Below are 12,415 nucleotides of genomic sequence, written 5' to 3'. Positions count from 1 at the left end.
CCTCGCCACAAAAGCACCTACCTATCCTGAGGTGTGGCTCAGCGCAAGATCACCGGCGCGGTATCCCGGGGCAGATTATTGCGCTGCATCGGCTCGCCGGGCTGTTGGTAGCTCGGGCCACCGAGTTGTTCGCTCAGCTGCCGCGCCACGTCTTCACCCAGGGCCTTGGACACTTCGCGCACCACCCGTGGACGGTTGAGGCTGATACGCACGTCCCGGTGGTTCAACAACTTGGTGTCCTGGCCTTCGCCCATGGCCGTAAAGGCCGAGGTGATTTCGTAGGTCTTGGTGTTGATCAGGCTGAAGTCCGCCACCAGGGTCAGCGCCAGCACGGCCGAGTAGCTGTCGGTATTGGCCAGCTCGTTGATGTCGCGGGTGAAGTCGATGTCCGACACCGTGCCGAACAGCACGTAGTCGGCACCCTTGAAGTTCCCGGCCTTGATGCGCTTGATGACGTCATAGACGTCGCCATTGGACGCCGCCGTGTGGGGCGTGCCCTGGGTCAGCTGGAACATCCCGCTGCGCAGGATCTCACCCTTGATGTCGCCGGTGAACTTGCGCAGTTCGCCCTGCTCGATGTAGCTGCTGGTGGCTTCCATCTCGTCGTAGCTCGAGGAAGCGCTGGCGCTGTAGGGGTTCGCCTGGAAGTTGCTCTGCGCTGAAACGGTGTGGATGTATTCCTCCACCCGCTCCTGGTACGCCAGGTCGGTCACTGCGACTTTTGGGGCCGCCTGCGCGCTGAATGCGCAGGCCAGGGCCATGATGCCTATCCATGTGCGCATGGTTTAGCGCTCCGTGGTCTTGCGGATTTCTTTTTCGTCCATCCACTCGGCCAGACCGCTCTCGACGTCGATCAATTGCAGGCTGAATTTGTAGAAGACGTCCTTGTAGTCGCTGCTGCGCTTGACGATCGAGCTGATGGAGCCCTCGAGGCGGTACTTGGCAGCGATCATGTTGCCGGTCTTGGCCACGGTGCTTTTCTTGTACAGGCCGCTCTGGTTCTGCAGCTTGAGCTGGTCGACCTGGCTGTCCATGGCGGTGTTGTCGCTGGCGAAACGCGCGGCACCGGTCTTCATCAGTTGGGTCTTGATGCTGGTGGTGATTTCGCGGGTGTCGATGTATTCGCTGGTCTTGTTCTTCACGTCATAGACCTGGACCACCGGGCGGCCCTGCAGGATGCCGGACTGGGCCAGGGAGCGGGTCATGGATTCGGCGATCATTTGCAGGTCGGTGGAGCCGAACTCGTTGGTCACGGTTTCCACGGCCTTGGTATCGCCATAGCTGATGTTCTTGTTGCCCAGGACCGGCGAGTTGTTGGCACAGCCGCTGACCAGCAGGGCGGCGAGGGCGAGGGATGAAATGCGTACGAACATGTGGAGGCTCTCGAAAACTGAAAAAGGGATAACGCGTAATACCTGTCACTCAGTCGCTTTCTGTGGGAGCGAGCTTGCTCGCGATAGCGGTGTGTCAGTCAGCCTCATTGCTGGCGGATCCAATGCCATCGCGAGCAAGCTCGCTCCCACAGGTTGTGCGGCTCAAGGGGTATTGATTTCCAAACGGAAATCCACGGCCTTGGGGGTCGGTGCGATGGCCGGCAGGAAGCTGGTCTGTTCGCCATACAGCGTCAGGCTTTTCCAGGTTTCTTCCTCGGCGATCGGAAAGCCTTCCGGCCCCAACCAGGCAAAGCGGTAGTACATCGTCTTGTTGTTGTAGCTGGTGTTACTCAACTGGACATTGACGGTCATGTAGCCGTTTTCCCGGGCCACGCGCATGGCGCCGACCACGATGTTCTTGGTCTTGCCCATCGCCACGACCTTGCTGGCGGCGCTGCCCGGTTCCGGTGGCGGCGGGGTGGCGCAACCGGCCAGCAAGCCCAGCGCGCCGACGGCGATCAGTTTTAAACGCATGTGAACAAGACTCCGTTCTTAAGGTTGCTTGAGGGCAATGGCGGTCGGGTTGACGCTTGGCATCACCTGGGCCGCGAGGCCGCCGGCGAACACTTGGTTACCCACGGCGCGAAGGCTGATGACTTGGTAGCGCTGGTCCACGGTGACCTTGACCACCGAGCCGCCCACTGCGCTTGGCAAGGTGACCTGGTGCTCGCCTTTCTTCAGGCGCAGGCGCACCACCTGGGTGTAGTCGGGCAGGGTGCGCCAGGTCCGGGTGTCGGCCCCTTCGAATACCGCCGAAGTGAGGCCGACGGCCAGGCCGGCCAGGGGATTGGTCTCGTTGATCTGCTTTTGCGCCACGCCACGGGTGACGGCGCGCACGGTGGTGCGCAGGATGATGCCCGGCATGTCGTCGCGCAGGGCCCGACGGGACATGGCGGTGGTGCTGTTGAGTTGGGTCAGGTCCAGCTGGCGGCCGTCGACACCGATCTGGCCGAAGGTGGCCGTGGAAGTGTCGGGCTTGATCAGTGGGAACGACAACGGCGTGATCACCAGGTTGCCGCTGATTGGCAAAGGCAAGGGAATTCGGATCGAGTCCCGGGACGGTGCCAGGCCACTCTGCACCACGATCAGGATGTCGCTGTCGTCGCTCTTGGCGGCGGGCTTGTCGAGGTCACGCAGGGCCTGCTCCAGCAGCGGTGTGTTGGGGCGCAGTTCGGCGGCCTTGCGATAACCCGGTGCGGCCAGGTCCTTTTCACCCAGGGCTTCGTAGACGAAACCGGCCAGGTAATGGCTGAACGCGCTCTGGTAACTGTTCTTGAGGCTGACCACTTCCGGGGCGTCGAGGCTGGCCACCGGGTAACCCTGAAGGTCCTTGTATTCGGTCTTGACCCCTTGTTTCTCGGCTTCTTCCTCGCGCTTGAGGTATTCCTTGTCCCGCAGGTCGGCGATCACCGCTTCGCGTTCGTGGGTCTTCTTGATCTGGGTCCGCGCGCCGTCGAAGTCATTCACCGCCAGCAGGTTCAGGGCCATCTGCGTGGTCAGCATGACCTTTTCGTAATCGTAACCTTCGTAGCGGCGGACTTTATCGTTGACCAGGAAACTGCCGAACTGGGCCAGGTACTTGGCCGTGTCGAGCTTGACCGCATCTTCCCACTGGGCAACTTGTTGGTCGGCACTGTTCCAGGCGGTCTGGCTGCCGGACAAGTCACCCTTGGCGCGCAACAGCTCACCTTTCTCGAAGTAGTACAGCAGGTCCTTGTCTTGGCTGGAGTTGTTCTTTTCCAGCAGGGTCAACGCGCCGTCGACATTGCCGGACGCCAACTGCTGGTTGGTCTGGGCCAATTCGCTGTCATAGTTGCGAAAGGCCGAGCAGCCGGACAACAAGGTGATCGCGCCGAGGGCGACCGAAAGAACGGCACGGGATGCCATGAACATTTTCTTCCCTGATAGCAGCCGGGGTGTGCGGGTCGGGCTGGAGCGATCCCACGGACAAGCGTCGGTACGCTGTCGGTTCCTCATAAAAAGAGGAGCTTTTATGCCATCGAATGATAAGAAGGCGGCGGGATTATAAACATGGCGCTTGGCTATGTAATGGCTTTTCAATTCCGAAATGCTGTTTTTGTGACATCACCTCCAAAGCATGAAAATCCGATGAAAATCGGCTCCCAAGCCACATCCGCCCTTGAGCCGAAGCCATTGGAAGTGAACAATGTGTTACTTCTTATTACCAACTGAGAGTCATTCATGACTGCGCCGTTCCGTTTCCTGGCCTGGCTTGTACTGCCATTGCTTGCTTTGTGCAGCTCTGCGCTGCAGGCCGACACCCTCGAGAGTGCCCCACAGGCGCTGCATTTGTTGGATTACATCGGGGCGGATTACCCGGCGACGGTCGCGGCGGGCAAGGTCATCGACGAGGCGGAATACCACGAGCAGCTGGAGTTTACCCAGGCGCTGGACGGGTTGGTCGCTGGGTTGCCGGCCAAGCCGGAAAAGACTGAGTTGGTCCAAGGTATCGGGACCCTGCGCACGGCGATCACCCAGCGCCAGGACGGCGGCGATGTCGCCCGCCTGGCGCGGCAACTGGGGGCCAAGCTGGCGGTAGCGTATGAAGTCAGCCAGGCACCGGTCATCACGCCCGACCCCACCCGCGGTGCGCCGCTGTATGCGCAGAATTGCTCGGTGTGTCATGGAGCCAACGGTGCCGGCGACGGACCAGCCGGTGTTGGTCTGGAACCGCCGCCCGCCAACTTGCGCGACGCCCAGCGCCTGGATCGCCTGAGTCTCTACGCCATCTACAACACCCTCGGCATGGGTATCGAAGGCACCGACATGCCGGCTTTCGCCGATCAGCTCGACGACCGTCAGCGCTGGGACCTGGCAACCTACATCGCCAGCTTCAGCGCCGACCCGGCCGCGGCCAAAAGTGCACAGGTCTTCAATCTCGCTGACCTGGCGCGCCAGACCCCGGCCGAAGTGCTCGCCGCGCAAGGCCCCGCAGCGGCGGCGACATTCCGTGCCCAGCGCGCCCAGCCGCCGCAGGTGCAACGTGGCCCGGCGCAGTTGCTCGATTACACGGCCGCCACCTTGGATAAAAGCATCGCGGCGTATCGCGCCGGTGACCACGACCAGGCCTATGACTTGTCGGTAGCGGCTTACCTGGAAGGTTTCGAGTTGGTGGAAAGCTCACTGGACAACGTCGATGCCAACGTGCGCAAGGACACCGAAAAGGCCCTGATGGCCTACCGTCAGTCGTTGCAGGACGGTTTGCCGGTGGAGCAGGCCGTAGAGCGCCTGGGCGCGGCCAAGGCCAAGTTGAAGGAGTCCGCCGGCCTGCTGGGTGGCGATGGCTTGAGCTGGTCGCTGAGCTACATCTCCGGGTTGCTGATCCTGCTGCGTGAAGGGTTGGAAGCGATCCTGGTGCTGGCGGCGATCCTGGCGTTCCTGCGCAACACCGGCCAGCAGTCGGCGGTGCGCAGCGTCAACGTCGGTTGGGGCCTGGCGCTGCTGGCCGGCCTGGCGACCTGGGGGCTGGCGGCGTATGTGATCGACGTCAGCGGCGCACAGCGCGAGCTGCTCGAAGGCGCGACGGCGTTGTTCGCCAGTGTGATGGTGCTGTGGCTGGGTGTCTGGATGCACGACCGTCGTCACGCGGCGGCCTGGCAAGATTACATCAAGAGCAGCCTGGTGGGCGGCGGTGGTCGGTTTGGGTTTGCGATCCTGGCGTTCTTCTCGGTCTATCGCGAACTGTTCGAAGTGATCCTGTTCTACGAAACCCTGTGGTTGCAAGCGGGTCCTGCCGGGCATGACGCAGTGCTGGCCGGCGGTGCGACGGCGCTGGTGTTGCTGGTGGGGCTGGCCTGGGTGATCCTGCGCGGCTCGGCGAAGCTGCCGCTGGCGCTGTTCTTCAGCATCAACGCCGCATTGCTATGCGCACTGTCGGTGGTGTTTGCCGGTCATGGCGTGAAGGCGTTGCAGGAAGCCGGGATTTTCGGCACCCATCCGGTGGCCTTCTTCGACTTCGACTGGCTGGGCATTCATGCCGATGCCTATTCGCTGGCCGCTCAAGTGGTGGCGATCCTGGCGATCGTGGTGCTGTATGGGCGCAGTTGGGTAGCGGAGAAGCGTCGGGTCCAGGTTTCCTGAACAACGGCATTCGCTGTGCTCATGATTGCGAGCAAGCTCGTTCCCACAGGATGTAGGCTGTCCTGTGTGGGAGCGAGCCGCTCGCGATGCATTTAAAAAGAGGAACAACCCCAATGCGCGTATGGATCGACGCCGATGCCTGCCCCAAGGCGGCGAAGGAACTGGTGGTCAAGTTCGCCCTGAAGCGCCGGCTCGAGGTGGTGCTGGTGGCCGGTCAACCGCAGATCAAGCCGGCCCTGGCCTGTGTGAAGCTGATCGTGGTGCCCAGCGGCCCTGACGCGGCGGACGACTACCTGGTGGAGCATGCCGTGCCGGGTGAGCTGGTGATCTGCAGCGATGTGCCCCTGGCTGATCGGTTGGTGAAGAAGGGCGTTGCGGCACTGGACCCGCGAGGCAAGGAGTTTGATGCGCAAAACATGGGCGAGCGGCTGGCGGTGCGTAACCTGTTCACCGATCTGCGCGAACAGGGCCATATGGGCGGCGGCCCGGCGGCGTACAGCGAGCGGGACAAGCAGGGGTTTGCCAATGCTTTGGACCGGATACTGACGCGTTTGGCCCGAGCCTCTTAAGTCTTGCCTGGAGCCCCTTGTGGGAGCGGGCTTGCTCGCGAAGGCGGTGTGTCAGCCGACAGAGATGCCAACTGAACCGACGCCTTCGCGAGCAAGCCCGCTCCCACAAGGATGGCGCTGGTGTCAGGCGTCATTCTCGTGCGTCAGCTCCAACACCCGGTCCACCAGCTTGTTGATGCCTGAGGCCGCTTCGCTGATGTTCTGCGCCAGCATGTAGGCCGGGGTGCTGACCAGTTTGCGCGCGCGGTCTTCGACAATGTCGGTGACCGCGCAGTCTTCGTGAGTGCCGCCCATTTTGCCCACGGCTGCCGCCGTGTCCGGGTCGTTGCCGATGGTGCACGTCACCCCCGGGCCATAGATCTTGGCCGCCAGGGCCGGGGAGATGCAGATCAGCCCGACCGGTTTACCCGCCTCGGCAAAGGCCTCGGTCAAGGCCAGGATTTCCGGCTGGACGGTGCAGCCGGCGCCTTCGACGGCGAAGTTGGAGAGATTTTTCGCCGAGCCAAAACCACCGGGTACGATCAAGGCGTCGAAATCCTCGACCCTGGCCTCACGTAAATCCTTCACGTTGCCCCGGGCGATTCGCGCCGACTCCACCAACACGTTGCGGCTCTCGGGCATTTCCTCGCCGGTCAGGTGATTGATCACGTGCAGTTGGGCAATGTTGGGGGCGAAGCACTGGACCTGCGCGCCGCGCTGATCGAGACGGAGCAAGGTGATCACGCTTTCGTGGATCTCGGCGCCGTCATAGACGCCACAGCCGGAAAGGATCACTGCAATTTTTTTGCTCATGGGCTTTTCTCCAGATTCATGGCGTTAAATGTCTACTAATTTGTCACTCGTTGCCATAGGGGGATCGGGCAGCTACACCTAATCTGCCGACTATCTCCCTGCCTCGCATGCCCGGGTTGTGTCATGAACTTCATCCTGTATGCCGTGCCGTTCTTCTTCGTGCTGATCGCTGTCGAGTTGCTGGCCGATCGCTGGCGGGGCGTGAGCCACTACCGTTTGGCGGACGCGATCAACAGCTTGAGCACCGGCGTGCTGTCGACCACCACGGGCCTGTTGACCAAGGGCGTGGGGCTGGTGACCTACGCCTTTGCGCTGAAACACCTGGCCGTCATCGAACTGCCTGCCGACCGGGCCTGGACCTGGGTATTTGCCTTCGTGCTCTACGACTTCTGTTATTACTGGCTGCACCGCATGGGCCATGAGCGCAACATCCTCTGGGCCGCCCATTCGGTGCACCACCAGAGCGAGGACTACAACCTGTCCACCGCGTTGCGCCAGACCAGCACCGGGTTCCTGCTGAGCTGGATCTTCTACGTCCCGCTCGCCGTACTGGGCGTGCCGCTGGTGGTCTTCGTCAGCGTCGCGGCGTTGAATCTGCTGTATCAGTTCTGGGTCCACACCCAGCATATTCCCAAGCTCGGCTGGCTGGAGTGGTGTTTCGTGACGCCGTCCAATCATCGTGCCCACCATGCACAAAACCCTCTCTACATGGATCGCAACTACGGCGGGGTGTTCATTATTTGGGACCGTCTATTTGGCACCTTCCAAGAAGAAGACGATAACGAGCCGGTGATTTTTGGCGTGACCACGCCTCTGGCGAGTTGGAATCCGTTGTGGGCCAACCTGCAGTTCTATGCACAGCTATGGGCCGATGCGCGGCGGGCCGGGCGCTGGTGGGACAAGCTGCGGATCTGGTTCATGCCCACCGGCTGGCGTCCGGCGGACGTCGCGGCCCAGTACCCGCTGAACAAGCCGGACCTGAGCCAGTTTCGCAAATTCACCGTGCCGCTGGACCCGCGCCAGCAGTGGTACGTGGGGCTGCAGTTCTGCGTCTACATTGCTTTGGGCAGTTATTTGATGAACCTTGAAAGCAGCCTGCCGGTCGCCGCGCTGGTGCTGGGGTGGGGCGCGGTGGCGTTCGGTCTGTTCGTGTTGGGCGTGGCCCTGGAGAATCGCCCGTGGGCGCTGAAACTGGAGCTGTTGCGGCTGGCCTCGAACCTGCCGCTGGTGTGGTTGGCGCCACTGACCGGGTTGTGGCCGGCGAGTCCTGTGGCCTGGGTCGGGCTGCTCAGCTACAGCCTGCTCAGTGGCATCGGGCTGTATTGCTGCCGCAGCCGGTTTACTCGGTTGGCGTCGTAGGTGCGTCGGACCTGGCTTGTTCCAGGCGTTCGGCTTCGAGGACTTTCCTGGCCAGCCGCGCATTCTTGATGCGTCGGCGCAACCACAGGACCAGGCCCAGCACCAGCAGCGCGCCGAGTACCCACAGCTCGTATTTCTTGATGCTGCCCAACATGCCTTCCAGCACGGCGCCGAAGTGGTACGCGGCGGCGGCCAGGGCCGTGGCCCAGATCGCCGCGCCAATGCCGTTGAGCAACAGGTAGCGGCCCGGCGGGTAGCCTGACAGGCCGATCGCCACCGGCATCACCGTGCGCAGGCCATAGACGAAGCGGAAGCTCAGCACCCAGATGTCTGGATGCCGGCGGATGTGCTCCAGCGCGCGATCTCCCATCAACTGCCAACGCGGCTTGCGCGCCAGGAGCTTACGGCCGTGCTTGCGTCCCAGGAAATACCACAGCTGATCGCCCGCGTAGCTGCCGCAGAAAGCCACGACCACTACCAGGTTGATGTCCATATAGCCACGGAACGCCAGGAAACCTGCGAGCACGAGGATGGTTTCGCCTTCGAAGAACGTGCCGATAAACAAGGCCAAGTAGCCGAAGTCATGCAGAAATTGTTGGAGCATTGTCTGGGTGCTGGCGAAATGAACGCGCAGCCTAACCCTTCAGGCACATTCAGGAAAGTATCGAAATGTGTCTCGACGTGAACAATTCCTACAGAAGACAATGACTGCGACTACCGGTCGCGTCTTAGCACAACTGTCACACGTCCGTCATAATGTCCGCTTATAACTGTCACGCTCGCCCGTCTGCGGGCTCAGGAGTCTGCCGTGAGCTTTACCCCCGCCAATCGTCTGTTCCCTGCTACCCGCCTGCGTCGCAACCGCCGTGATGAGTTCTCTCGTCGGCTGGTGCGTGAAAACGTGCTGACCACCGATGACCTGATCCTGCCGGTATTCGTGCTGGACGGTGAGAACCGTCGCGAAGCGGTGGCGTCGATGCCCGGGGTGGAACGCCTGACCATCGACCTGCTGCTCGAAGAAGCCGCCCACTGGGTCGAGCTGGGCATTCCGGCGCTGGCCCTTTTCCCGGTCACGCCTCCGGCGCTCAAGTCCCTGGACGCCGCCGAAGCCTGGAACCCGGAGGGCATCGCCCAACGTGCGACGCGTGCCCTGCGGGCGCGTTTTCCGGAGCTGGGGGTGATCACCGACGTGGCGCTGGACCCGTTCACCACTCACGGGCAGGACGGTATCCTCGATGAAGAGGGCTATGTGCAGAACGACATTACCGTCGATGCACTGGTCAGGCAGGCGCTGTCCCACGCCGAGGCTGGTGCCCAGGTGGTGGCCCCCTCGGACATGATGGACGGGCGCATCCAGGCGATCCGCGAAGCCCTCGAGGTGGCCGGTCACGTCAACGTGCGGATCATGGCCTATTCGGCCAAGTATGCCAGCGCCTATTACGGCCCGTTCCGCGATGCGGTCGGCTCGGCCCTGAACCTGGGCAAGGCCAACAAGGCCTCTTATCAGATGGACCCGGCCAACAGTCAGGAAGCCTTGCACGAAGTGGCGGCTGACTTGTCAGAGGGGGCAGATATGGTCATGGTCAAGCCTGGCATGCCCTACCTCGACATTCTTTGCCGGGTCAAAGACGAATTCAAAGTGCCGACCTTTGTTTATCAGGTCAGCGGCGAGTACGCCATGCACATGGCCGCGATCCAGAACGGTTGGTTGGGCGAAGGGGTGATCCTGGAGTCCTTGACCGCTTTCAAGCGCGCAGGCGCTGATGGCATCCTGACTTACTTTGCCGTGCGCGCCGCCCAATTGTTACGAGAGCAGAAATAGCCTCCCAGGAACTTGCGATGAATACCGAAGGACTCTCCGAAGTTGCCGTAAAAGACGCTCAACCCGTGGTCGAGCAAGTTGCCGAAACACCGCCGGAGCTGGAGCCTGTTCCCCCGGCCGTCATCGAGCCCGCCCCGGTGCCGGCGATTGCCATTCCGAACCTGGATGACAGCAGCCTGTACATCCATCGCGAGCTGTCGCAACTGCAGTTCAACATCCGCGTGCTGGAGCAGGCGCTGGACGAGTCCTATCCGCTGTTGGAACGGCTGAAATTCCTGTTGATCTTTTCCAGCAACCTGGATGAGTTCTTCGAAATCCGCGTCGCCGGCCTGAAGAAGCAGATCACCTTCGCCCGCGAACAGGCGGGTGCCGACGGCCTGCAACCACACCAGGCCCTGGCCCGCATCAGCGAGCTGGTCCACGGCCATGTGGACCGGCAATACGCGATCCTCAACGACATCCTGTTGCCGGAGCTGGAAAAGCACCAGGTGCGCTTCATCCGCCGGCGCTACTGGAACACCAAGATCAAGACCTGGGTGCGCCGCTATTTCCGCGACGAGATCGCGCCGATCATCACGCCGATCGGTCTCGATCCGACGCACCCGTTCCCGCTGCTGGTCAACAAGAGCCTGAACTTCATCGTCGAACTGGAGGGCATCGACGCCTTCGGTCGCGACTCCGGCCTGGCGATCATTCCGGCGCCGCGCCTGTTGCCGCGCATCATCCGTGTGCCGGAAGATGTCGGCGGCCCGGGCGACAACTATGTGTTCCTGTCGTCGATGATCCACGCCCACGCCGATGACCTGTTCCAAGGCATGAAGGTGAAGGGTTGCTACCAGTTCCGCCTGACGCGTAACGCCGACCTGTCGGTGGACACCGAGGACGTCGAAGACCTGGCCCGCGCCCTGCGCGGCGAGTTGTTCTCCCGTCGCTACGGCGATGCGGTGCGCCTGGAGGTGGCCGACACTTGCCCGAAACACCTGTCCGACTACCTGCTCAAGCAGTTCAACCTGCACGAGACCGAGCTGTATCAGGTCAACGGTCCGGTCAACCTGACCCGACTGTTCAGCATCACCGGCCTGGACAGCCACCCGGAACTGCAATACCTGCCGTTCACGCCGCAGATCCCGAAACTGCTGCAAAACAGCGAGAACATTTTCAGCGTGATCAGCAAGCAGGACATCCTGCTGTTGCACCCGTTCGAGTCGTTCACGCCGGTGGTCGACCTGCTGCGCCAGGCCGCCAAGGATCCTCACGTCCTGGCGGTGCGCCAGACCCTGTACCGCAGCGGCGCCAACTCGGAAATCGTCGATGCACTGGTGGACGCGGCGCGAAACGGCAAGGAAGTCACGGCGGTGATCGAATTGCGCGCCCGCTTCGACGAAGAGTCCAACCTGCAACTGGCCAGCCGCCTGCAAGCGGCCGGCGCGGTGGTGATCTATGGCGTGGTCGGCTTCAAGACCCACGCCAAGATGATGCTCATCCTGCGCCGTGAGGCCGGTGAGATCGTGCGTTACGCCCACTTGGGCACCGGCAACTACCACGCCGCCAACGCCCGCCTGTACACCGACTACAGCCTGCTGACCTCCGACGATGCCTTGTGCGAAGACGTCGGCAAGCTGTTCAGCCAGTTGATCGGCATGGGCAAGACCCTGCGCATGAAGAAACTGCTGCATGCGCCGTTCACCTTGAAAAAGGGCATGCTCGACATGATCGCCCGGGAGACGCAGTTCGCCCTGGACGGCAAGCCGGCCCACATCATTGCCAAGTTCAACTCGCTGACCGATCCGAAGATCATCCGCGCGTTGTACAAGGCCAGCCAGTCAGGTGTGCGCATCGACCTGGTGGTGCGAGGCATGTGCTGCCTGCGGCCGGGCATCCCAGGGGTGTCCCACAACATTCATGTACGCTCGATCATCGGGCGGTTCCTGGAGCATACCCGGGTGTTCTACTTCCTCAACGGCGGGGAGGAGCAGATGTTCCTGTCCAGCGCCGACTGGATGGAGCGTAACCTCGACAAACGGGTCGAGACCTGCTTCCCGGTGGAAGGCAAGAAGCTGATCCTGCGGGTCAAGAAGGAGTTGGAAAGCTACCTCACCGACAACACCCACAGCTGGAGCCTGCAGTCGGATGGCCGCTACATCCGCAACACGCCGACCGGCAACCAGAACCCGCGCAGCGCCCAGGCGACGTTGCTCGAGCGCTTGAGCAGCCCGGTGTTGGCAGTTCGTTAAAAAAACGGGGGAGAGGGGAGGCAGGCTTCGCTTGTGTGGCGAGGGAGCTTGCTCCCGCTGGGCTGCGAAGCAGCCCCAAGTCTTGGGAGGGCTTCGCCCTCCAGC

General features: G+C 62.2%; 12 protein-coding genes. 6 read left to right on the top strand and 6 right to left on the bottom strand.

Annotation, left to right across the window (positions count from 1 at the left end; translation table 11 throughout):
* Positions 1-38: 38 nt before the first annotated feature.
* The 4 genes from BT125_RS08255 to BT125_RS08240 all read right to left on the bottom strand — a co-directional run bounded on the left by BT125_RS08255 (position 39) and on the right by BT125_RS08240 (position 3,320).
* A complete protein-coding gene (locus BT125_RS08255; RefSeq protein ID WP_072405997.1) occupies positions 39-782 on the bottom strand; it encodes a penicillin-binding protein activator LpoB in 744 nt (247 codons plus the stop codon).
* A 3-nt stretch (positions 783-785) separates the two neighbouring features.
* Complete coding sequence (gene lpoB / locus BT125_RS08250) at positions 786-1,373, bottom strand: penicillin-binding protein activator LpoB (RefSeq protein WP_003177333.1); 588 nt, start codon at positions 1,371-1,373, stop codon at positions 786-788.
* Positions 1,374-1,535: 162 nt separating this feature from the next.
* Entirely contained in the window at positions 1,536-1,907 is a 372-nt protein-coding gene (locus tag BT125_RS08245) for a YcfL family putative periplasmic lipoprotein (RefSeq protein ID WP_072405995.1), read from the bottom strand.
* Positions 1,908-1,925: 18 nt separating this feature from the next.
* Positions 1,926-3,320 (bottom strand): COG3014 family protein, encoded by a 1,395-nt coding sequence (locus BT125_RS08240; RefSeq protein WP_072406118.1) that lies wholly within the window; start codon positions 3,318-3,320, stop codon positions 1,926-1,928.
* A gap of 144 nt (positions 3,321-3,464) precedes the next feature.
* Here BT125_RS08240 and BT125_RS29430 point away from each other — a divergent pair, with 144 nt between their 5' ends.
* The 3 genes from BT125_RS29430 (at position 3,465) to BT125_RS08230 (ending at position 6,103) form a co-directional block, all read left to right on the top strand.
* The gene (locus BT125_RS29430; RefSeq protein ID WP_170866813.1) at positions 3,465-3,626 is read left to right on the top strand and encodes a hypothetical protein; all 162 of its coding nucleotides are present in this window, start codon (positions 3,465-3,467) and stop codon (positions 3,624-3,626) included.
* Between the two features lie 9 nt (positions 3,627-3,635).
* The gene (locus BT125_RS08235; RefSeq protein WP_072405993.1) at positions 3,636-5,534 is read left to right on the top strand and encodes a cytochrome c/FTR1 family iron permease; all 1,899 of its coding nucleotides are present in this window, start codon (positions 3,636-3,638) and stop codon (positions 5,532-5,534) included.
* Between the two features lie 113 nt (positions 5,535-5,647).
* Positions 5,648-6,103: a YaiI/YqxD family protein gene (locus BT125_RS08230; protein ID WP_072405991.1), complete on the top strand. Its 456-nt coding sequence runs from the start codon at positions 5,648-5,650 to the stop codon at positions 6,101-6,103.
* Between the two features lie 123 nt (positions 6,104-6,226).
* Here the strand turns inward: BT125_RS08230 and elbB are convergent, their stop codons facing one another.
* Complete coding sequence (elbB, locus tag BT125_RS08225; protein WP_072405989.1) at positions 6,227-6,895, bottom strand: isoprenoid biosynthesis glyoxalase ElbB; 669 nt, start codon at positions 6,893-6,895, stop codon at positions 6,227-6,229.
* Between the two features lie 123 nt (positions 6,896-7,018).
* Between elbB and BT125_RS08220 the strand changes: the two genes are divergently transcribed.
* Positions 7,019-8,254 carry a sterol desaturase family protein gene (locus BT125_RS08220; protein ID WP_072405988.1) on the top strand — a complete coding sequence of 412 codons (1,236 nt, stop codon included), beginning with the start codon at positions 7,019-7,021 and terminating at the stop codon, positions 8,252-8,254.
* Here the strand turns inward: BT125_RS08220 and BT125_RS08215 are convergent.
* Positions 8,235-8,858, bottom strand: a complete 624-nt coding sequence (locus tag BT125_RS08215) for a DedA family protein (RefSeq protein ID WP_072405987.1) — start codon at positions 8,856-8,858, stop codon at positions 8,235-8,237. The genes BT125_RS08220 and BT125_RS08215 overlap by 20 nt on opposite strands.
* 204 nt (positions 8,859-9,062) lie before the next feature.
* On the opposite strand from BT125_RS08215, the gene hemB reads away from it, so the two are divergent.
* Complete coding sequence (hemB, locus tag BT125_RS08210; protein ID WP_072405986.1) at positions 9,063-10,076, top strand: porphobilinogen synthase; 1,014 nt, start codon at positions 9,063-9,065, stop codon at positions 10,074-10,076.
* Positions 10,077-10,093: 17 nt separating this feature from the next.
* Positions 10,094-12,310 (top strand): polyphosphate kinase 1, encoded by a 2,217-nt coding sequence (gene ppk1, locus BT125_RS08205; protein ID WP_072405985.1) that lies wholly within the window; start codon positions 10,094-10,096, stop codon positions 12,308-12,310.
* The last annotated feature ends 105 nt before the right edge of the window (positions 12,311-12,415 follow it).

It is taken from the genome of Pseudomonas sp. NFACC04-2 (assembly GCF_900119265.1).
GTDB lineage: Bacteria > Pseudomonadota > Gammaproteobacteria > Pseudomonadales > Pseudomonadaceae > Aquipseudomonas > Aquipseudomonas fluorescens_AA.
Note: the sequence above shows the minus strand (reverse complement) of the source record. Positions and strands in the feature narration are given on the sequence as shown.

Bases quoted from the DNA above. Each gene is read 5' to 3' on its own strand.
- BT125_RS08255 (WP_072405997.1), bottom strand. From the start codon at position 782: ATGCGCACATGGATAGGCATCATGGCCCTGGCCTGCGCATTCAGCGCG.
- lpoB (WP_003177333.1), bottom strand. From the start codon at position 1,373: ATGTTCGTACGCATTTCATCCCTCGCCCTCGCCGCCCTGCTGGTCAGC.
- BT125_RS08245 (WP_072405995.1), bottom strand. From the start codon at position 1,907: ATGCGTTTAAAACTGATCGCCGTCGGCGCGCTGGGCTTGCTGGCCGGT.
- BT125_RS08240 (WP_072406118.1), bottom strand. From the start codon at position 3,320: ATGGCATCCCGTGCCGTTCTTTCGGTCGCCCTCGGCGCGATCACCTTG.
- BT125_RS29430 (WP_170866813.1), top strand. From the start codon at position 3,465: ATGGCGCTTGGCTATGTAATGGCTTTTCAATTCCGAAATGCTGTTTTT.
- BT125_RS08235 (WP_072405993.1), top strand. From the start codon at position 3,636: ATGACTGCGCCGTTCCGTTTCCTGGCCTGGCTTGTACTGCCATTGCTT.
- BT125_RS08230 (WP_072405991.1), top strand. From the start codon at position 5,648: ATGCGCGTATGGATCGACGCCGATGCCTGCCCCAAGGCGGCGAAGGAA.
- elbB (WP_072405989.1), bottom strand. From the start codon at position 6,895: ATGAGCAAAAAAATTGCAGTGATCCTTTCCGGCTGTGGCGTCTATGAC.
- BT125_RS08220 (WP_072405988.1), top strand. From the start codon at position 7,019: ATGAACTTCATCCTGTATGCCGTGCCGTTCTTCTTCGTGCTGATCGCT.
- BT125_RS08215 (WP_072405987.1), bottom strand. From the start codon at position 8,858: ATGCTCCAACAATTTCTGCATGACTTCGGCTACTTGGCCTTGTTTATC.
- ppk1 (WP_072405985.1), top strand. From the start codon at position 10,094: ATGAATACCGAAGGACTCTCCGAAGTTGCCGTAAAAGACGCTCAACCC.